This is a genomic window from Paraburkholderia sp. BR10923, from assembly GCF_040948765.1.
In the GTDB taxonomy this organism is placed as follows: domain Bacteria; phylum Pseudomonadota; class Gammaproteobacteria; order Burkholderiales; family Burkholderiaceae; genus Paraburkholderia; species Paraburkholderia youngii.
Genome location: NZ_JBFPKO010000033.1, coordinates 1 through 19,789 on the forward strand (window position 1 = coordinate 1; position 19,789 = coordinate 19,789).

Sequence of the window (19,789 nt, forward strand, 5' to 3'; positions counted from 1 at the left end):
CATAACTTTCGACGACTGCGCATCCGCTTCGAACGGCTTGCATTCATCCATGAAGCCTTCATGAAAATTGCCTGCTGCATCATCTGCTGGCGAAAGCTGAAGAACTCATTTTGTTATCGCCTCTAAGGAGCTACCTAAGGTCTTCGCGGTGGACCGTGCCGCTCATCGCGATTGCGATCTATGCCGTGGCGAAGCCTGTGGCTGAAATGGTAGGCAGATGGATGAGCAGCCAAGAGGGTTGTGTCGCAGTAAGACGGGAGCGACGAGAAAATGCGATATCCAAAGAACACCTTATGAAACGAGCGAGTAGAACTGCTGTGCAGCGGGCAGCGGGATTGTACCCCGGCATTTCATCTGCCCTTTCTTGATCATGTGCATGGTCTCAATGCCATTGAGAATAACGCGAGCGCAGTCAAAGTCCTTGAACCCCTGCATCGGCCGAGTGATGCGTTTGATGGCCCCGATGGTCCTGTTCGAACACGTTGTTCAATTACTTGACTTGACGAATCTTGATGGGCGTCTCGCGCTCGGCATTCACCGCATGAAGCGCTGCCAGATTGGAGCCGCTCTTGTCGATGGTCGCCTTCTCGGGCGAGCCGTTCTGACCGATTGCCTTTTCAAAAAACCGCCGGGCAGCAGTCCTGTCCCGCTTGGCTCTAGACAGAAAGTCGATGGTGTTGCCCGCCTTGTCCACGGCGCGATAAAGATATTTTCACGAGCCTTTGACCTTGATATAACTTTCATCCATGCGCCAACTCCTGCCCACCGGGCGCTTGTGCTTGCGAAATGTCTTTTCGAAGCAGAGGTCAAACACAAACCGAAACCGCAAGAGGGCCGCGGCGTGCGGCCCGGTTGCGGGCTTAACGCGTAGCGACATACATTACGATTTCAAAACCGAGGCGTACGTCGGTGTAGCTCGGAGTCGTCCATTGCATACGTGCTTTCTCCTTCGGTTGAAACAGCGGTTGGAACAGCGTTGCGCCGGCGGCCCGGCGAAATTTCGTGCCCGGTCTCGACAGCAGCCGGCATCTTCATCGTGGGCACAGGCAAAGTTTTGGCAACCTCCCTCAGTTATTTCATGTATGACCTATCAGCCTTTTCGGCAATGTCTGTCTTCCTTGCCTCGTTCAGATTGAAACCGATTGCTGCAGTTCTTCCATTAGCGCCAATCGGTTTCGGCAAATGCGTCAGTTCGTGGGCACCCAAGATTCAGGGTCGTCCTTGGCACGAAGAATTCTTTCCGCGTGCCACGCTCCACCGCTGAATGGGCCGAAAACGTGGACGGCCTTTCCGACCACGTGCGGAACGCTCAGGTGAGCCTGGTCGGCAGCCGAAGTGTCAACGAGCACAGGGGCTCCGGTCTGAGGTTGGATGGTGATTTGCAACGTGCCTACCGAAGTGACAATTCCGTAGATTTGGCTGGGCAGAGGTCCCGGCGGAGTAGTCGGGGGCGGGACTACGACGGGGGCGAGCGTCCCGCCCGGAGCGAAGATGTTCAGGGCTGCGAAGCTGGCCACAAAGACCTTGCCATTGGCGACAGTGGGCACGATGTTGGCGTTGGCGCCGTTGCGAGGCCAGGAGCCGGCGACGGACGAGAAGATCGGTGTTGTGCCACCTGAGGCGTCGAAGGCGTATAGGGTCACGTTGGCCGGCGCAGTAGTGGAGGTGGGGCGACCGACGGCCCAGATGATCGCGGACCCGGATGTTGTGCCGTTCGATGAAACCGTCGTGAAAAAGCCACCATCCTGGCCGGATTGGATGCTAGAAAACGATTTTTCCAGTTGCAGCGTCGCCGTTGCCGGAACCTTCCATAGTTTGATGCTTCTGCCGCCACTGCTGACAACGCGGCGGACGCCGTCCGATCCCATAAAATACGATGGGCCGCACCAGCAGGAACCGAAATCGGCGATGGAAACCGCTCTGCCGGAGTCGTTGTGACCCATCGAGGCCCGGTTGATGAGGTACAGACGGCCGCGCTTTCCGCCGGCAACGAGCGTAGAAGCCGATTGTCCGGGGATGTCCGGTATAACCATGGCCCCACCGGAACCGAAATCGTCGTCCGTTTCATCTAGCGATGCGACACCATTAGTACCTGAAGGGGTGAAATAGTCCTGCAAGGTGGTCAAGTCGGTAGAGAGCCTCACCACGCTTTCCTGGATGTTCTTTGGAGGAGCGTAGGTCGTACCAGACGGGTCTGAGTTCCCGGTGACAGCGTACAGCACCCCCGACGGACCTGCGGCAATGCCATACCCGGACATCCAGATCGATGACAGAAAAAATGTGTTGGGTGAAGTCGACAGCTTGTCCATCAACTGATTCGCAGGCAGCGGTGACAGCGTGCTCGCCTTCCATCCCAACACCCAGCCTCTCGACTCATCGGCGCGTATGTCGCAGAAGCTGCCGAAAGCGGCGTAGACGTTTCCGTTCGCCAGAAGAAGACCGGCACGCTGCCGGCTGAACTGTGCGGCGAAATGGTGGGTCGTGCCGTCCGTCAGGGTATGCGAAGCCGAGACCGAGGTCGGAGAACCCGCTTTATCAGCCAAGGTGGTGATGTCAAGAGCGTGGAGCCAAAAGGTCAGCGTGTCGCTTACCAGCTTGTACGAGACCACATATAGCGTTTGGGTGCCCAGATCGATCACCGGCGTGGAGTTGATTCCCACGGTCGGGCCGTTGTTGTCACAGCCGCCGGGAAGCCTCGATCGCGGTACCGGAGTCCCGAGGTTCCGTTGGAGGAGCAGCTTGCCCGTGGAAGCCGAATAGGCGTAAATGTTGTTGGCTTCGGTGGCGACGTATACGACATCCTGCGTTGTCCCGCTTACGCTCAACGCTGAAACAACCAATGGCTGCGCGTCAACCCAGTCGTTCACAGGGTCGCCGAGCTTGATTGCATGCAAGACGCCGAACGAACCGGCTCTGACGTTGGAAGGGGTAAGGGTCGTCTCGTTCGAATTCCAACCAGTACGATTCGTGTCGCCATGATAGGTCAACACGTTCGCGGACGTGGCTGCCAACGTATTGATCGGAGATGCCGTCGCGGCAGGAGCTAAGTCGGTGACTTCTGGAGATAAAGGCTGTCCAGCTGACTGCCCGGACGCGACGGACATCCAGGCACCTAAAAAGACGGCGGCGAACAGATAGGATAGGAACGAAAAATGCCTTGCCGAAACTGCGCCGGATTCTTCGTTGTTAGTATTGAGCTTCGCGTTTTTCATGACAGGTCCTGCCTTCTTTCCAAGGACGTTATGCAGCAGTTCGCTAGACGCGAAAATCTTCGCGTTTGATTAAACTTATTTCGTAAGCAACCCTGCGCCAGTCAGGACATAGTTGGCGTCCGCCATCCACCGTACGTGGGGGCTTCCGCGCTGAATTGCTGGCGCACCGAATCGGGCGCGCGCCGCGCACCCGGGTGCTGCCGCGTGGTGTGGGCCAGCGCCGCCGCCTTACGCCGCACAGACCGGCAACGCGCATCAGGCGCGCCGCGCGCTTGCGTCCCACATGCAAGCCCTCGCGGGGCCAATCGCATTTCTCTCAAAACTGGCCTCACGTCGCTGGATTCACGATGAAATTGCACCTGCGAAAAGATCGCGCCGTCAGCCGCGCAGGTGGTAAGCCGTTCCTGCGCGGCTGTATTTCAGCAGTCTGTTAGTCAAGACGCCCGAATGCGCCTGGATTACCGTTCGATATCGATGGGCATTCCGTCGCATCGCCCGCCAGAACTACCGGTTCCAATTCGCGGAACTTTATTTTTCAGCTCCCGCTGAGCTGGTCTATGCTCAAGGAGTACGAAACGCTCCTCCGTAAACCCAGCCGAGGAACTTGCTGAGGGGGCCTATCATCATGAAACTCGCGCTATATGTCGCCATCTTCAGTGCGCTGTTCGGGGTCCGGCTGGCGCAAGCCGCCTGCCCCGACGACGCCGTCTTCATCGGTCTGAATGATCAGATTCGCGGTTACTCCTTGCGCGCCAACGGAGCGACCAAGCCCTGCCAGGTGCTGGAAGGGCCGCGCACCACCTTCGGCACTGCTCGGGCGATCGCCTTCAGCAAGAACGACTTTTTTCACGTCGCGCAGTTTCTCACCAACGGCACCGTCGCCATCTTTCCGCCGAAGGCCGAGGACAATGCGGCGCCCAGTCGCTCGTTCACGTTGCCGGGGAATGATCTGGTGAGCATCGCGGTGGATTCCCACCTCAACGACTTCATCTTGAGCATTCGCGCCGGGGCTGGCCCGCTCTTTGTCGCTCCCGTCAACAGCACTGGGTTGCTGCTCCAGCCGATTGTCATTTCTGACCCATCTCCAAATCTCCGGGTGTACGTGAGCCTTGCCGTCGATAACGAGGACAATCTGCTGCTTGCGGGTTATGACGACCGGGGAGCGGCGATCATCGATACGCTTGGCACGGCCCGGAGCCTCACCTCCCCGGCGCTTCTGCGCAGCCTCACTGGTAGCAACACCGGGCTGCTGGCGGGTGGGGAAGGTGGGGCAGCATCCAACAACCTGACGATCGCTGTCGATCCTCGTACGAACGAATTGTTCGTCTACAACACGACCACAGACCACACGCAGATCCAGGTGAGCGTTTTCGCCGCCGGGGCGAGCGGCAATGTGCCGCCGGTGCGGACGATCAGCGGTCCAGCCACAGGAATCACTGGGCCTGGCTTTCCGGGCGCCAACAAGATCAGCGTCTCCTCCGACGGGCGACTCTTTGTTGCCGAGCCGAACAGGCGCATTCTCGTGTTCGCGCCGGGAGCGACCGGCAATGTGGCGCCGTCTCAAGTCATCGAGGATTCCACCCCCGGTCCCGCCGACCAGGGAGGGATCGCGGTCCAGTCCTCCGGCCGCTGCCGATAGCCGCATGGCGGTCCCAGATCGGCGCGGGGTGTAAACCCCGCCGCGGCACGACGCCCGCTTTCATGATGGATATCTGCTGCGCACAAGTTCGGGGTCCCCATCGATCTTGGGATCCTCGTCGGCAATGGATCACGCGCAATCAAAGAGCCATGACGCCATCTATGCGGGCTGATGGAACACCGGGCTCGCGCCAATGTGGATTTCCCGTCGACGATCAACGAATCAGAGCAAAATACCTCTGTTCGCGAAAGACCGCTTCATGTAATGGATCGGACTTTTGAGTGGCCGTCTGCGCTTGGGTGCGAATGTCCGTAGATGGCCGATCCCTGCCTGACGCGGCCGGTCGTAGCCCACCCTCTGCGGCCCTTCACCGTTCTCTAGCCAATGTCCGCTTGAGAGCCAACCGCGGACCATGCTGCGTGTTCAAATCCAGAAGTAGTTAATGCTCTCACGCCACTTGGGTATTGCCTATGCCGTCGAGGAAGAGGTCCACCAGGTGGGCAACGCGCGATTTCGACGAGCCGCCTTGCTCGATGGCAAGAGAAATCGCCGTGACCATACAAACCAGATCGTCGAAAGAGACGTCCTTGCGAACAGCCCCCGACTTCTGGGCACGTTGGAGCAGTCGGCGTCCCTCTTCACGTCCCGCGTGACAGCCAGGCGTATCTTCCTGGAGTACCGTTCCCAGCAACGCCGCTAGCCCGCGATAGTGACTCGCGTGGTTCACGAGTTCCTTGACGAATGCACGTATGGAAGCGCTCGGCTCGAGCTTGTCATCCCGTGCACGGCTCGCCTCGGCGAGCGACAGGAGGCGCTCATCACTCGTCGCCGCGAGGAGCGCATCGCGCGTCGGGAAGCGACGATAGAGCGTGCCGATGCCCACCTTGGCACGCTTGGCTATATCGTCGAGCGAAGCCTCAGCGCCACGTTCGAGAAACACTTCGTCAGCCGCTTCGAGGATGCGTTCCCGGTTGCGAGCTGCGTCGGCACGCAGCGGCGCTTCGTCGGTCGGGAAAAACTTGCTCTTCATTTTGCCGTGATTCCTCTTGAAAAGTGGATGATGCCTCCATATACTAAGTGGAGCAACACTCCACTTAACCAGAGGTAGATATGACAAAGCGATTCGAAAACAAGATTGTGGCAATTACCGGCGGCACTGAAGGCATTGGCTTGGCAACCGCCCGGCTCTTCGCGAACGAAGGCGCGCGGGTCTACGTCACTGGTCGGAGGCAGGATCGACTTGACGAAGCAGTGGGGGAAATCGGTAACGGCGCCGTTGGCGTTCAGGGGGATGCCAGTAACCTCGCCGACCTTGACCGACTCTATGAGCGCATCCAGCGCGACTACGGCAAGCTCGATGTTGTTTTTGCAAACGCTGGCGTCTCGGAAAGCGAGCCACGACCGCTGGGAATGATCGATGAGGACAGCTTTGACCGTCTCTTCGGCCTGAACGTGCGTGGTCTGCTATTCACCGTGCAGAAAGCCTTGCCGCTGATGTCGTCAGGTGGCGTTGTCGTCCTTAACGGCTCGGTTGCGGGCAGCAAAGGCTTTCCGGGCCAGTCGCTTTACAACGCGAGCAAAGCTGCAGTGCGCTCGTTCGCACGAAGCTGGACGAGCGACCTGAAGGAGCGAGGTATTCGTGTAAACGTGGTCTCGCCGAGCGGAACCGAGACACGCCCGATGCGTAGCTACCTCGACGCACGTCCGGGAGTCGAAGATGTGTTGAAGCAGCTGGTGCCAATGGGACGCCTGGGGCAACCGGATGAGATCGCGCGTGCTGTTCTTTTTCTGGCATCAAACGAAAGCACCTACATCGCGGGCGTCGAACTCTTCGTGGACGGTGGGTCACTCGCGGTTTGAGCCCCCAAGCACCATTCCGTCGCTCTCGCCGGACATACGGCCGATTTGTGCAGCGGCTGAACGACGGTCCGCTTGTCTGCGTCCTGCGGACGCTCGCGTCAGGATGACGATGGTCAGCTCCTGGCCGTTCTGGTACTAGTCAAAACGAACCACCGTATCGCACGGAGTATTCCGTGGGCCTCTTCAACCAAGGCGCCGTGAACACACAAGACCGCGACCGAACTCACCGCGGACGACTGCAAAATAGGCGCCGGTATCCGCCTACTTCAGTGCTCGACCTGCCAGCGCAGCACCGGATGTGTCGCGCCCGCCGGCATCACCCATGCGCCATCGCTGCCGAAGTTCCAGCCGACGAAACTCCTCGGATCGCTCATCTGCGCGGTGGTCAAGCCGTTCGAAGCCGACAGATTGCCGCCGCTTTTTGCTTGTCCAGTCGTTTCGGTATTCCAGTAGACGTCGCTGCCGAGTCCTGTGCAGTATGCTGCAGACGCCGCCCACCGTCACAAGGTTGAACGCGGAGACGTTGCCTGTCGCGAACGACTCCGTGATGGTTCCGGTGTTGTTGTTGACGAGGCCACCGGACGAGCCGCGTGACTCGTTAGCCGCAACGTTGCCGGTCGCGTAGGACTGGGTGATCGTGCCTAGATTGCTATAGACGAGGCCGCCGCCGCCGGAGTCGGCCGTGACCTTGGCGCTGCTGCCGGAGCGCGCGATCGTTCCATAGTTGGTGCCGACGAGACCACCAAGCGTCGCGCCGGCGGCATTGGTTGCCGGCGCGATGTAACCCGAGGTGAACGTATTGATGATCAGGCCGTGATTGCTCATGGCGAGAATGCCGTCGGACCTGTAAGACGGCGCATAGGTGCCCGACTGTGCGTTCAGGACGTTCACGTCCCTGACCGCGCCGTTCGCGGCAATATCGCTAAACACAGCGTCCGTGTCGGGCCTGATGTTGGACACGCTGTGCCACATGCCGTCAAATTGACCGGTGAACGACAGCTTGCTGGCGAATCCAAGCGTCTTGAACGCGTAGCCGTCCGCGTCAATGTCGCGGCCCAGCGCATAGTTGCCGCTCATATCGTTCTCGATATTCTGCAGATCCTGCGCCGTATTAACGACCTTGTAGCCGGTGGTCTGCGAGAGCAGCCCGCTATATTGTGGCGCGGCCCACGCACCGTTCGCGAGCATGGTGCCTGGCGTGAAGCTGCCGGTCATGTCATAGAACGCGCTCACCGCGCCAGTGCTTTGCGACCAGTCGATCGTGCCATTATTCGTGACGCTGCCGCCGTTGTTCACGCCGGCCGCGTCCGCGCGAAGCGTCAGCGCGCCGCCGCCCTGGTTGCTGAAGGTGACGCCCCGGCCGACCGATACGCTATGCGCCGCGTTCAGCGCGAGTGATGCGCCGCCCGTCCACTGAATGCTTTGATCCGCGTTGATGTCGCCGCTCCGGCCTGGCGCACCGGTGGTCGTCATTGAGATCGACGTACCGTCGTTCATGCTGCGCGCGAATGAGCGCGCCGCGCCGTTATCGAACGTATAGGTGGGCAGCGTGACGTTCCATTGACCCGCGACGACCTTCGCGAAGTCTCCCCAGAACGTGAAGAGCCCCGTGTCTATATCGACCGTACCGCCTTTGCCGTCCACGTTCTTGGCGGCGATGTTGCCGGCGAGAATCACCTGTCCACCGGGTCCCGTGACGAGCCACACATGCCCGTTGCGCACGGCGGTGCCGGTCGCACGCAGGACGTCGGCGTTGCCAGCGAGGGCATAGATGTTGCCGTCAACGGCTTGCAGGCTGACCTGCGCCGCTTCGACCGCGCCAGTGTTGACGATCGCGCCGCTGCTCGCTGTCTGCACGAACATCTGCTGCGAGCTGGAGGAGTCCTGCAACAGCACCGTGTTACCGACACCGATTTCGGCCGTGCCATTCGGCGCGCTGACGTTGCCGTAGTTGTCCACTTCCTTCGCGGCTATCAGCAGTACGTCACCGTTCGTCGAGTCGATATTGCCGAGATTGACCACGCGATGATCCGACTGGCCGGAAAACGTCAGCGCGCAGCCGTTCATGAACGACGCGTTGTCAGTGTCGAGCGTGGAGGCGACGAAGCGGCCGCCCGTGGTGACGACACCTTGCGGCCCGATCAGCACGCCTTGCGGATTGATCAGGTAGACGCTGCCCGTCGCGTTTAGCTTGCCGAGCAGCAGCATCGACGGCGTGCCGCCTGTCACGCGGTTCAGCGTCGCGCCGTCGCCGTTGTTGAAGATGACCGTGTTGCCCTGGCCAATAGAGAAGCGATTCCATTCGATCACGCCGCGCGTCGAGCCCGGTTGCGTGATCACAAGATTGTTGCCCTGGCCGGCTATCGTGCCCGCGCCGGCGATGTAACGGCCGCCTTGTGGAAGGGGCCCCGCCGCGAGCGCGACGGGTGTCAGGGACAGTCCAGTCAGCGAAATGCCGATGGCCAGCAGGGAGCCTGCGTTTGAATGTTGCCGACGCTGTGCGTGTCGCATATTCCGAGGTAGGTTCGGTCGTGACATACCCTCTCCCGCGTCCACGTGAAATGGCTGCCGACGACACGCAGAGTCGAGCGCGAATACGGTGGTCGCAGCGTCTGAAGAATAGCTCCTGGCCTCGCGCATGCATGCCGATATCTCTGCGTTTTGCGCCTTGTTGTCTGTTGTCTGTGTAGTCGGGGCCGCTTGTTGTGTGGCGGCATCTCCGAATGCGTCTACGAAATCAATGTGAAACCGCTACATGACGCGACTGAGTCTTCGCAGTCGCCCTTGACAGGACCTGTGGACAGCCGAGAGCGATAGATAACAGCGGCGTCCGTGTCCAAAGGCCAAGGACCGTTAGCAATGCGGAGCCGACGTCTGAACGTCCGTCTAACGGGAGGGGCGAATGACGCTTGATGGCCGAAGCCAGCCGGACATGTCCGGCTCCGCCTCGACGCGGCTGCTGCCTGTCGCATCTTTGAACAGTTCGGCGAATGGCTGTGTGCTTCTGCGGCGCCTTGACTTTGCGCGCTGCTCCGTAGGCTGGGTTGTGCCGGATCATCCCGACCGGCGCAACCTTCGAGCGGAGCGTGGCATGCCCTACCGGACAGCATTTCTAGACCTGAGCTATCCCGACGAATCTGCACGGCCACCATCGCTGCATCGGTAAGAGTCATCCGGGCTGTTCTCCAATTTTTCCGTGCTATTTATCAGCGGTCGCGACCAGGTCTATCGGCGACTCGTGCAACCGAGCATAGTCGCCGACCCGCGCCGTCGCCTCTAGGATAAATCGGCCGCTGTCGATACGGGCGATACCGGCGTCAAGCATCCGGTGCAAATCGGCACGCAGTAAGATTCCATCGCTAGTCCGGTTGTCGAATCGCCAGTTCTTTCCGGGCAAGTGTGCTGCTTCGAGTGCGGCTTTGATCGTGGTCCCGGACACCGCGCATCGCCAGCCGTAGTAGCTTCCGAGTCTTTGCCTGAACGCGGCTTGCCGTATCCGGCGCTCCACTTCGGTCGTAACCTTCTTAGACGCCGGACCGGCATCGGCGGCGTCCCCTTCTGCTTGATCACCTGAGGTATTCGGTCCCGCAGCGAGTGCGGCGAGACTGATCTCGACTTCAATTACTGTTTGCACGCAGTCGGCCCCCTCAACGGTACGCTCGTCCTCGAACCAAAGCGTCGCCGACTTCGTGTTGCGGGCGCGCTGCGGCCATCCCGCCATTTGCCGATGATAGGCAACAGAAACATCATCGATCTTTAGAGCGACCCAGTTTTGTATCAGCTCGTCTGCCATATGGATAAAGAGCGCGTGTGTAGCACCCAAACCCTTTACACGGGTGACGCGGGTATCTACAAATTGCAAGAAACGCTCATCGGGAATGTCCTTGTCGTCCTCCCCTCCAAACAGACCGAACTGGACCGCGCAGAATCTTTGCTCGCCGGTCCACCCTTGCTTAAGCCAAAAGCACAGTGCTTGACCGGTGGCAGTGATCGCGTCAATCAGCTTTACTTGGCCACGCCTTCGAACTGACACGGAAGTGAATCCACAGGCAACCAGCACCGCCGGTACTAGCGCGAGCGCCATTTCCTCATTTTCGTACGATGCGGCCGACCGCGCCTGCTTTTTTGACATCCTCGCCTCCTGTTGACGAGAAACCTGTTTTCCAGTGCCGCGCTTGACGGCGAATTTTCCTTCGTTTATGCCGCCGAATCCGGCTTGCTCGCGTTACGAAATACCCATGCGGCAATGGAAGCGGACATGTTCGAAATCTGCCACAGCATGAGCAACGACATGATCCAGAAAAAGACCGCGTTTACTACCTGCCCCGGGTTAATCAAAGCCGCGGGAGTCATGCTAAAGAGCGCGCGAATTCGCGGCGGGAATCACGTCCACACCAGCGCGGCCAGGCCGACGATAAGCGCCAGATGAAGGACGGTCTCCACGATGGGCGCTGCTTTGTTTTTCATAGTTTTCCTGTGTCAGTTCACACGACGCCATGCGTCATCAATCGCACCAAAAACAGGGGGCACAAATTCATGTCCTTGGAACGATACAGGCCGGTCGTCCTTCGGATAGTCAAGCGCAGTGGGCGCACGCAGCATGTCGAGAATCCGGGCGCTATGTTTGCCCGTTGCTGCCACCTCTGCGAGAACTTCCGCCTCGATCCGATGAAGCAACGCCCACGTCAGAACACCCGCAGACCGATGACGCAGGACAACTGCCGACACCGCATCTGTGACAGCCGCATGCGCGGCAAACAACACGTCCATCACCCTCTCCGTTTTCCGCTTCGTTATTCGTGACCACCGTTTATACGATATATCGTGTTGTCAATTTCCGCTTGAGCCTGCTTCAGGTGCGTACACAGGCGTTGCGGCCCTTCTGAGCCGCCGCATTTGCTCTCTGCTATCGCCAACTGAATCTGGTCGTTCGCGGCGCGAGCGGCCGCCAGCTGCGACTCTTTGTCGTCGTTGGACGTTTGCTGCTGGTTGCAGCCATATGCAAGCGCTGCGACGAACGCAACGATGTAAACGGCGGTTCTCATCTTCCCGTTTTCCTATTTTTTAGCGGCGTGAATGCGATGAAGCTCCAGTGCTCGCTTTCGCCCGTTAGCCGTTAAGCTCACTAAATTCCTCGCAAAAGGGTTTTCGTCCACCAAACCCTTGTCACTCAACCCGCTAACTACTTCCATCAGTTCAAGGCGAGTCGTCGACCCTGACGCATAATCAATCGTGTCAAGATTAATCGGCTCTGCAGGATTGCAGCCAAGGGCGTAGATCAACGATGCCTCGATGTCGTCGAGACTAGCCTTCAGGCCACGTGAAGCCTTAGCCGATGCCATGATCCTTTTTGCTGCGGCCGAGGTCGCTTCTAAGCCCCATATTGATAGCAGACAGCCGCTGAACAGGAACACTCCTATCAAGGCGGCCGACCAGTTCTCAGAAAGCTTAGGAAGGTAGTTCGGTGCGAACAACGGAACAAACAAGAAAACTGCTGTCGTCACAAACGCTGCCACCACACCAGATCGTGCGATAGCCAAATGCTTTAACAGTGCGGGAATCCAATCCATAGTAGAGCTTTCCGGTTACTCAACGCTGCTGGTTCTTCGAACCGCCACCAGGCATCAAACGAGCCCCTGACCTGTTTAGCCGCTTATCGTCCCGGATATACCAGCTATAAGGGCCGCAATCAATTGAAAAACCGCATTACCAAGGAGGTTCGTGAGGGCTGTCGTGATAGTGGCGGCCGAAACCAAAGCCAAGACCCCGGCAACCGTGGTCAGCAGTTTCCTGCGATTCGCTTTGCGAAGGCCAGAGGCCTGAAGATCTTCTCGCTTCGCCGTAGCGTTGACCGTGAGTCGCTCGATTTCGTTAACCAGTTCCCTGTCCATATGGCACCCGGAAGTTTTCCGGTCAGTCGTTCCAGTCTCGCGTTCGCTTCCACACACCGTCTTCGTACTTGAACTCGGCGTCATCGCTCGACTTGGCGAAGTAGAAAGTGACTGTCGCGATCAAGCTACCGCCCTCACGAAAATAGCTGATGCTCGGTGAGGTGTCCTTTGGTAGTGCAGCTATCGCCTTCGGATACAGAGCGTCAACCCTGTCACGAAGTGACTTCTGCTTGTCATCTGGGACGTTCAAATCTTCCGTGCGCTTCATTCTTTTCTTTTTCCGTTATTCGGGAAGGAACTCTTGCGAGAGCGCGTCATCGACGGCCCACGGTAACACTTCGGGGAACGCGTCGAGATCAAGGCCCGTTTCGTTGCTCGCCGCGCTACGCGCCTTCGACCAGACGATATCGAGCCAGGCCGCATCGTTGAACTTGCCGCGAAGGCTAGGCGCTTCATCCAGAACGTACGCGACTTCCTTGCGCTGCGTGCGGATGGTGAACTCCCAGCTTTTGCTACGGCGTGACGGCTGAAACTTCCACTTCAGCAGATGAGCCAAAAGGACCGACATACGGCTCGCCAACTCGCGCTGTTCGCTCTTGCCCACGTCTTCAATCTCCTCTGCGATGTGCTGAACGTCGATGGCGCTCAGCTTGCCGGCGCGCAGAAGTGCCGCTTGCTCGTTGGCCCACGCAACTACGTCCTGTTCGTATCTCGTTCCCATGAACGCACTCCACGAAAGCTATGTGCCCATGATATGCCCCCATTGGGGGTATATCAATCCTTTTTCGCGTTCCAGATCAAAATTTCTCGGACGTATGCCCACACAACGTCCGGCATGTTTCTGTAATCGCTCGTATTGACGGGTGCCAGCCACTTATCCAGCGTTTTCTCGGGCACGCTGATGCGCTTCGCAAAACCGGATCGAGTAAGGCCAAGAGACTGCATTGCATCACGCAAGAACTCCTGCTGCGACTGTATCGTTGCGACGCGCGTTGCCATCAGATCACCCCGCTAACGATGGACGCCAAGCGCACGGGATCGCCCTCGATGAGCTTTTTAACGGCAGACAGGCTCGAAACTCCAATCAATTGCTGAATGAGCTTCAGTGATCGCCCGTCGCGATGCAGGCGAACTGCGAATGTTCGACGGGCCGCGCTCGCGTTGCCGTGCTCGATCCCGGCCTGTTGGTGAAGCCGCCGCATTATCTCGGTCAACGTCTCGCACGAGTAGCTGATGGCACCTGTTCCCGTGACGCGTCGCGTAAAGGCAAACGGCTCGCCGTCTCCCGCGAGAAACAACGGGCTGTTCGGGTCGAGCCCCCTGTACGCGGCGGGACGCGTTGAGACAGCCTGGCGCGTCGCGCGCCGGTATGCGAGATAGTCGTCTATCGCGTCGCACGTCTTCGTGCTCGCCCACACGAGCGGTCGCGTCCGCCCATTGAAGGCAATCTCCGCTCGCACGGTGGATTCGACGCGGACCTTGCCGCTTGCCTGCAAATAGTCGGACACAAGGAGCTTCGCAGCCTCGTTAGGTGTGATACCAGTACCGTAGAAGACAAGTAGCAGCGCCACGTCTCGAATGGAATTCTGGCCGGTAACACGGGCTACCTTCACAGCGCGCCGAAGCTGATGAGGCTCAATAACGGGTGGTTTCGCCATCCTGTAATGGTCAACGATTTGGTTGCATTACGAGGCAGTATGCGCCGGAAAGCCTGCAACCGCAATCGCAGGGCCAGAGCCCCCGTGACTTCCTCGGAAAAACCGGCGCACTGCGTCCGCTTCTGCTTGCTCACCTTTCCTGTCTTACGGCTAAGCGGGCGTATCGTGCATCTTCAACCGCAGAAGACCGGGGCGGAAAAAAGCCCGCGGTTCGTGAGAACGCGCGGGCCGGGTCGATAAAAGCGGATGCTGCATTCAGTGGTTGAAGCCAAGACGGAACTGGTCGCCGGTTGCAGGTGCAGCACGCCGTGAGGCGGCCTCCATCCAGCGATTCACTTCTGCAGCGCGGTGCGCAATCGTGTTTGAGATCCCAGCCTGTCGCGCTTTCACACGCGCAGAATAGTCGGCGGCCATCGAGTCGACGCTCGCCACCCACGGGTACATTTTGACGCGAGCTAGCGCCGGTCCCTAGACGCCGAACAGGTGGACACCTACCCCTGCTGGAAGATCCCCCTCCAGTCCCTCCAGAATGGCAAACAGCCCATGCCGTGGATCGGTCAGGTGCCGTCGACAGACCGAGCCAAGGCCGATCAGAACGGGGGGCGCGATCCAGGGCATCCATCGCTCCCAGACCTTCATCATAAGGTCGATGCTGCGCCTGTAGTCATCAATGGACCGACCCTGCGCGACCGGTACCGGAACGCGGACTGCATTCTGGACTTCGCGGGCGCTCATCGTCTTCGACAGTTCATCCTGCCAGGCATACACAACACGCAGCATTCCCTCCAGAAGCGTCGCCGTCGCGTTGATGCGATAGTCGATCGCAGCCTGGTCCGCAGCGATCTCCGGCTCACAGCATAAATCGGGCTGAGAGACCCACGTCGCCCCGGAAAACGAGGCGAGTTCTACGAATTGCTCCATCGTCCACGGATAGACGCCAGCGATGCCGCGCTGCCGGCCTTTCAGTTGAAAGAGCCGCATGGCGGTAAATCCCGCGCTATCCAGCGCGAAATCGAGCTCCGAGAGGTCCGTCGCTTCAGGAATGCGGAAGCGACCGGTTCTCGGATTCCAGAAGGCCGAAGCGGACACCATCCCCGCGTAGCCTTCATTGAACGCGTGGTATGCGAGTCGGCCGCCGCTGTGCGGTATACCGACACGGACGAGCAGGCCTTCGTCCACATGAGCGTTGCGCTGGCGAACCGGCATGCCGGGTTCAGCTGCTTGAAAGTACATAAGCTACTCCAGATGGATGCGCGGAGCAGCCCCTTGCGAGGGGATGCCCCGCAAGGGTGAATGAGATGAGACCGCTCACGCGGCCATCGAGAAGAGATCGAGCTGCTGCACTTCCTTGACCGCATTGCTGATCAGGTACTGATCCATTTCCGCCGGCGTGAAGTTCAGACGCTCGGCGAGGCGCGCGAAATACTGCCCGCGCACTGCCATCTCCTGATATCGCTGGGACTTCCCGGCAGGCAGTGTCAGGATCGTTTCGTTGAGCCAGAAACGCGCCGATTCGATCCCTGCATGGGCCTGCACGCGCGCATACCAGTCGTAGTCAAACGAACAGGTTACGAACTCACAGGCTCTTTCGGCATCGACGTCGAGGTGGTCGCTTTGTTCGAAATACACCACGCGTTCGCCAGCAGTCGTTTGCGCATAGGTGGACAAGCGACCGGATGCCGGTAGCGATTCCACTGCTCGGCGCCAAAATCACGAAGCTGCCGTTCTATTGTGAAAATGGACAGGCTTGAGGCCCAACAATCAATGGTTCGACAGATCAAGTCGCGTCCATTAGATTTTCGCCTAGATGGACAGTTTTCTTGCCGTCTGTCCATTTCATTCCGCATGTTACGAGCGGAATGACAGTCGTCGACGGGACACCGACCGACATCCGCCGGCAATACAGGTGTCATTGTGCCGCTTCCGCCTGTTGTCAATCGATCTTCTGAACGGTCGCCTTAGCCATCTTCGGACGCTCACGTCAATGGATCGAGCGGCTCAGGCGATACCATGCGCAACCGTCGGACCGAAGTTCCATCTCCGCTTCGCCGCGGTGCAACAGGTAGTTCAGGTGTGCGATGCTCTCGCCGGTGGCCATGCCGAGCAAGCCAGGCTCCGCCGAGCTGATTGAACGTGAGAAAAGCTGCGGGAATACATCCACTGCGCGCTTTGGCTGAACCAGAGCCTGCCTTAGCCGGTCGAGCGTCGCATGGTGGCTTCGTCTCAAATAGTCCAGGCGCTCGTGAAGTCCCCTGAACGGCTCGTTGTGTGCGGGCAGCACGAGCACGTCATCGGGGATCATTTGCTGCAGTTTGTCGAGGGATGCTAACCAGTCCTCCATCGGGTTGGCGTCCGGTTCGGTCGGGAAGACCGAGACATTGGATGAGATCTGCGGCAATACCTGGTCGCCGGAGATCAATAGTTTCGATTCGGCGCAGTAGAAGCATGCATGTTCCGGCGAGTGCCCATTGCCAATTACAACACGCCAGGAATGCTCACCAATGTTCAGGGTCTCGCCGTCGCTAAGCCGACGGAAGCTATCCGGAAACGCGTGCACGAACTTGCCAAAGCCGCCGAAGCGCATCCTGTAGAGCTCGATCGCGTCGTCGTCCCAGCCCGCCTGCCGGTAGAAGCGCACGCCGTCGTCCGGTGCGGCTTGTCCGGTATCGGCGGCCAAGACCCGGCACATCAGATATTCCATGCGGGTCATCCAAAGCCGGCAGTCGAATTTCCGCGTGAGCCACCCTGCCATGCCGATATGGTCCGGGTGCATGTGCGTGGCGAAGACGCGCGTCAATCTGCCTTGCGCCAAAGCACCGCCGTCGGCAAATAGTTTGTGCCAAGCCTCTGTCGTGTCGCTGGTTTTCAGGCCGGTATCGACGACTGCCCATCCGTTGCCGTCACGCAATGCCCATAGATTGATGTGGTCGAGCGCGAGCGGCATCGGCATGCGCAACCACAGCACGCCCGGCGCAATTTCGCTGACCGTCCCGGCTGCGGGCGCTTCGCCACAAGGGTAGTGAAGAACGGGCTTGTCGTCTCGAGGAGGAATGAGAGTCTCGTCACTCATGGAATCGGACCGATTCGTTTAGCGCGAGCAACGTAGGCAGCCAAGTACAGTGAGACGCCCGACAAGCCAAGGCACCGCAGTGTTGGTGTCTTGAGGATCCACGGATCGGACGGTCGATCTTGTGCTCGGCGATTTTGGTTGCCTAGGCTGCACCGCGCGCGGGTTCGTGTTCTACATCCCTATTGCTGCCGCTCCTGATCAAAGCAGCGACTTCAGCAGTCGGCCCATTTCGGACGGGTTCTTCGTGACCTTGATACCGCACGCGTCCATGATTTCCAGCTTCGCTTCAGCGGTGTCCGCACCGCCCGAGATCAGCGCGCCGGCGTGGCCCATGCGCTTGCCCGGAGGCGCCGTGACGCCAGCGATGAAGCCAACCACCGGCTTCTTCATGTTGCCCTTGATCCACTCGGCAGCGTTCGCCTCGTCCGGACCGCCGATTTCGCCGATCATGATGACGGCGTCCGTATCCGGATCGTCGTTGAACATCTTCATCACGTCGATGTGCTTCAGACCGTTGATCGGGTCGCCGCCGATACCGACTGCCGACGACTGGCCGAGGCCGATCGCGGTCAGCTGGCCGACTGCTTCATACGTCAGCGTGCCCGAACGCGACACGACGCCGATGCGGCCCTTGCGGTGGATGTGACCCGGCATGATGCCGATCTTCAGCTCGTCCGGCGTGATCGTGCCCGGGCAGTTCGGTCCGAGCAGCAGCGTCTTGCGGTTTTCGCGACGCATACGGTCCTTGATCTCGATCATGTCGCGGACGGGGATGCCTTCCGTGATGCAGATTGCGAGATCGAGGTCGGCTTCGACGGCTTCCCAGATTGCCGCGGCAGCGCCTGCCGGCGGAACGTAAATCACCGACACGGTCGCGCCCGTTTCAGCCTTGGCTTCAGCGACGCTCGCGTAGATGGGGATGCCTTCGAAATCTTCGCCGGCGCGCTTCGGGTTCACGCCCGCGACGTACGCTTCGCGGCCGTTTGCGTATTCACGGCAGGCACGCGTGTGGAACTGACCGGTCTTGCCGGTGATGCCCTGCGTGATGACCTTGGTGTCTTTGTTGATCAGAATCGACATGTATTGACCTCTGTTCGTTTGGCGTCGCGCGGCAGCGCCACGCGGCGCGATGCTTCACGCCTGTGTCGCTCGCGCGCCGCCACTCGTCATTTTGGCAAATGAGCTGGTAAATGCGCCGTAGACAGGTGGCTTACGCCTTGCCCGAAGCAGCCGCGACGACCTTCTGAGCCGCTTCTTCCATGCTGTCCGCCGAAATGATCGGCAGGCCGGATTCAGCGAGCATCTTCTTGCCCAGGTCTTCGTTCGTGCCCTTCATGCGGACCACGAGCGGCACCTTCAGCGACACGGCCTTCGACGCGGCGATCACGCCTTCCGCGATCACGTCGCAGCGCATGATGCCACCGAAGATGTTGACCAGAATCGCGGTCAGGTTCGGGTTCTTCAGCATGATCTTGAACGCTTCGGTGACCTTCTCGGTCGTCGCACCACCGCCGACGTCGAGGAAGTTCGCCGGTTCGCCGCCGAACAGCTTGATGGTGTCCATCGTTGCCATTGCGAGGCCGGCGCCGTTCACCAGACAGCCGATGTTGCCGTCGAGCGAGATGTACGCGAGGTCGAACTTCGACGCTTCGATTTCAGCCGGATCTTCTTCGTCCAGATCGCGGTACGCGACGATTTCCGGATGACGGAACAGCGCGTTCGAGTCGAAGTTGAACTTCGCGTCGAGTGCGATGACCTTGCCGTCGCCGGTCAGGATCAGCGGGTTGATTTCGGCGAGCGATGCGTCGGTTTCCCAGAATGCCTTGTACAGGCCTTGCAGGATCGCGCGGGCTTGCGGGATCGAAGCGTCGGGCACGCCGATCTTCTTCGCGAGGTCGTCTGCTTCCGAGTCCTTCAGGCCGGTCGACGGATCGACGGCAACCTTGTGGATCAGCTCAGGCGTCTTTTCCGCGACTTCTTCGACGTCCATGCCGCCTTCGCTCGACGCCATCACGACGATCTTCTGCGAAACGCGATCGATCACGAGACCGACATACAGTTCCTTCTTGATGTCAGCGCCTTCTTCGATCAGCAGGCGGTTGACCTTCTGGCCTTCCGGACCGGTCTGATGCGTGACGAGCTGCATGCCGAGGATCTGGTTCGAGTACTCGCGAACCTGTTCCAGCGACTTGGCGACCTTGACGCCGCCGACCTTGCCACGGCCGCCTGCGTGGATCTGAGCCTTGACGACCCACACCGGGCCACCGAGCTCTTCCGCGGCCTTGACCGCATCATCCACCGAGAAGACCGGCTTGCCGCGCGGTACCGCGACGCCGAATTTCCGCAGGATTTCCTTACCCTGGTACTCGTGAATCTTCATGCGTGATTCCCTTCAGTCTGAGAGTTGGATTGAGTTGTGTCGATCGAAAATTGCGAAAGGCGTTACCCTGTACAAGCCG

The 19,789-nt window shown here is 59.5% G+C and carries 21 protein-coding genes and 3 pseudogenes; 4 read left to right on the plus strand and 20 right to left on the minus strand.

The features are described from left to right. Window positions 1-126 (plus strand): annotated as a pseudogene (locus AB3X94_RS35975) (IS5/IS1182 family transposase); the annotation flags it as partial. Window positions 127-291: 165 nt separating this feature from the next. On the opposite strand, the pseudogene AB3X94_RS35980 reads toward AB3X94_RS35975, so the two are convergent. The 4 genes and pseudogenes from AB3X94_RS35980 to AB3X94_RS35995 all read right to left on the minus strand — a co-directional run. Continuing rightward, window positions 292-799: pseudogene (locus AB3X94_RS35980) on the minus strand (IS6 family transposase); the annotation flags it as partial. Between the two features lie 61 nt (window positions 800-860). Then, entirely contained in the window at window positions 861-935 is a 75-nt protein-coding gene (gene pqqA, locus AB3X94_RS35985; protein WP_113062024.1) for a pyrroloquinoline quinone precursor peptide PqqA, read from the minus strand. A 252-nt stretch (window positions 936-1,187) separates the two neighbouring features. Beyond that, a complete protein-coding gene (locus tag AB3X94_RS35990; protein WP_368613977.1) occupies window positions 1,188-3,212 on the minus strand; it encodes a hypothetical protein in 2,025 nt (674 codons plus the stop codon). Between the two features lie 43 nt (window positions 3,213-3,255). Then, complete coding sequence (locus AB3X94_RS35995) at window positions 3,256-3,501, minus strand: hypothetical protein (RefSeq protein ID WP_368613978.1); 246 nt, start codon at window positions 3,499-3,501, stop codon at window positions 3,256-3,258. A gap of 336 nt (window positions 3,502-3,837) precedes the next feature. Between AB3X94_RS35995 and AB3X94_RS36000 the strand changes: the two genes are divergently transcribed. Then, the gene (locus AB3X94_RS36000; protein WP_368612450.1) at window positions 3,838-4,851 is read left to right on the plus strand and encodes a hypothetical protein; all 1,014 of its coding nucleotides are present in this window, start codon (window positions 3,838-3,840) and stop codon (window positions 4,849-4,851) included. A gap of 448 nt (window positions 4,852-5,299) precedes the next feature. Here AB3X94_RS36000 and AB3X94_RS36005 read toward each other — a convergent pair whose 3' ends face one another. Next, complete coding sequence (locus tag AB3X94_RS36005) at window positions 5,300-5,881, minus strand: TetR/AcrR family transcriptional regulator (RefSeq protein WP_368613979.1); 582 nt, start codon at window positions 5,879-5,881, stop codon at window positions 5,300-5,302. 80 nt (window positions 5,882-5,961) lie between these two features. Here AB3X94_RS36005 and AB3X94_RS36010 point away from each other — a divergent pair, with 80 nt between their 5' ends. Continuing rightward, window positions 5,962-6,711: a glucose 1-dehydrogenase gene (locus AB3X94_RS36010; RefSeq protein ID WP_368613980.1), complete on the plus strand. Its 750-nt coding sequence runs from the start codon at window positions 5,962-5,964 to the stop codon at window positions 6,709-6,711. A 266-nt stretch (window positions 6,712-6,977) separates the two neighbouring features. On the opposite strand, the pseudogene AB3X94_RS36015 reads toward AB3X94_RS36010, so the two are convergent. Then, window positions 6,978-9,222 (minus strand): annotated as a pseudogene (locus AB3X94_RS36015) (filamentous hemagglutinin N-terminal domain-containing protein). Between the two features lie 688 nt (window positions 9,223-9,910). Continuing rightward, a complete protein-coding gene (locus tag AB3X94_RS36020) occupies window positions 9,911-10,843 on the minus strand; it encodes an HNH endonuclease (RefSeq protein WP_368613981.1) in 933 nt (310 codons plus the stop codon). 12 nt (window positions 10,844-10,855) lie between these two features. On the opposite strand from AB3X94_RS36020, the gene AB3X94_RS36025 reads away from it, so the two are divergent. Then, the gene (locus AB3X94_RS36025) at window positions 10,856-11,140 is read left to right on the plus strand and encodes a hypothetical protein (protein WP_368613982.1); all 285 of its coding nucleotides are present in this window, start codon (window positions 10,856-10,858) and stop codon (window positions 11,138-11,140) included. A 50-nt stretch (window positions 11,141-11,190) separates the two neighbouring features. Here AB3X94_RS36025 and AB3X94_RS36030 read toward each other — a convergent pair whose 3' ends face one another. The 13 genes from AB3X94_RS36030 to sucC form a co-directional block, all read right to left on the minus strand. After that, the gene (locus AB3X94_RS36030) at window positions 11,191-11,481 is read right to left on the minus strand and encodes a DUF2471 family protein (RefSeq protein WP_368613983.1); all 291 of its coding nucleotides are present in this window, start codon (window positions 11,479-11,481) and stop codon (window positions 11,191-11,193) included. Between the two features lie 23 nt (window positions 11,482-11,504). Continuing rightward, on the minus strand, window positions 11,505-11,756 hold the full coding sequence (locus AB3X94_RS36035; protein ID WP_368613984.1) for a hypothetical protein: 252 nt from the start codon (window positions 11,754-11,756) through the stop codon (window positions 11,505-11,507). A 12-nt stretch (window positions 11,757-11,768) separates the two neighbouring features. After that, complete coding sequence (locus AB3X94_RS36040) at window positions 11,769-12,281, minus strand: hypothetical protein (protein ID WP_368613985.1); 513 nt, start codon at window positions 12,279-12,281, stop codon at window positions 11,769-11,771. A gap of 75 nt (window positions 12,282-12,356) precedes the next feature. Continuing rightward, entirely contained in the window at window positions 12,357-12,602 is a 246-nt protein-coding gene (locus AB3X94_RS36045; protein ID WP_368613986.1) for a hypothetical protein, read from the minus strand. A 22-nt stretch (window positions 12,603-12,624) separates the two neighbouring features. Further along, window positions 12,625-12,870 (minus strand): hypothetical protein, encoded by a 246-nt coding sequence (locus tag AB3X94_RS36050; RefSeq protein WP_368613987.1) that lies wholly within the window; start codon window positions 12,868-12,870, stop codon window positions 12,625-12,627. A gap of 15 nt (window positions 12,871-12,885) precedes the next feature. Next, a complete protein-coding gene (locus AB3X94_RS36055) occupies window positions 12,886-13,323 on the minus strand; it encodes a DUF29 domain-containing protein (protein ID WP_368613988.1) in 438 nt (145 codons plus the stop codon). A gap of 53 nt (window positions 13,324-13,376) precedes the next feature. Continuing rightward, a complete protein-coding gene (locus AB3X94_RS36060; RefSeq protein WP_368613989.1) occupies window positions 13,377-13,601 on the minus strand; it encodes a transcriptional regulator in 225 nt (74 codons plus the stop codon). After that, complete coding sequence (locus tag AB3X94_RS36065) at window positions 13,601-14,260, minus strand: tyrosine-type recombinase/integrase (protein ID WP_368613990.1); 660 nt, start codon at window positions 14,258-14,260, stop codon at window positions 13,601-13,603. The genes AB3X94_RS36060 and AB3X94_RS36065 overlap by 1 nt, the downstream gene beginning before the upstream one ends. 468 nt (window positions 14,261-14,728) lie before the next feature. Beyond that, entirely contained in the window at window positions 14,729-15,493 is a 765-nt protein-coding gene (locus AB3X94_RS36070; protein ID WP_368613991.1) for a hypothetical protein, read from the minus strand. A gap of 75 nt (window positions 15,494-15,568) precedes the next feature. Continuing rightward, window positions 15,569-15,955: a hypothetical protein gene (locus AB3X94_RS36075; protein WP_368613992.1), complete on the minus strand. Its 387-nt coding sequence runs from the start codon at window positions 15,953-15,955 to the stop codon at window positions 15,569-15,571. A 286-nt stretch (window positions 15,956-16,241) separates the two neighbouring features. Continuing rightward, a complete protein-coding gene (locus tag AB3X94_RS36080; protein ID WP_368613993.1) occupies window positions 16,242-17,330 on the minus strand; it encodes an MBL fold metallo-hydrolase in 1,089 nt (362 codons plus the stop codon). A 198-nt stretch (window positions 17,331-17,528) separates the two neighbouring features. Then, window positions 17,529-18,410: a succinate--CoA ligase subunit alpha gene (gene sucD, locus AB3X94_RS36085; protein ID WP_368613994.1), complete on the minus strand. Its 882-nt coding sequence runs from the start codon at window positions 18,408-18,410 to the stop codon at window positions 17,529-17,531. A 130-nt stretch (window positions 18,411-18,540) separates the two neighbouring features. After that, window positions 18,541-19,710 carry an ADP-forming succinate--CoA ligase subunit beta gene (gene sucC / locus AB3X94_RS36090; RefSeq protein WP_368613995.1) on the minus strand — a complete coding sequence of 390 codons (1,170 nt, stop codon included), beginning with the start codon at window positions 19,708-19,710 and terminating at the stop codon, window positions 18,541-18,543. Window positions 19,711-19,789 lie beyond the last annotated feature (79 nt).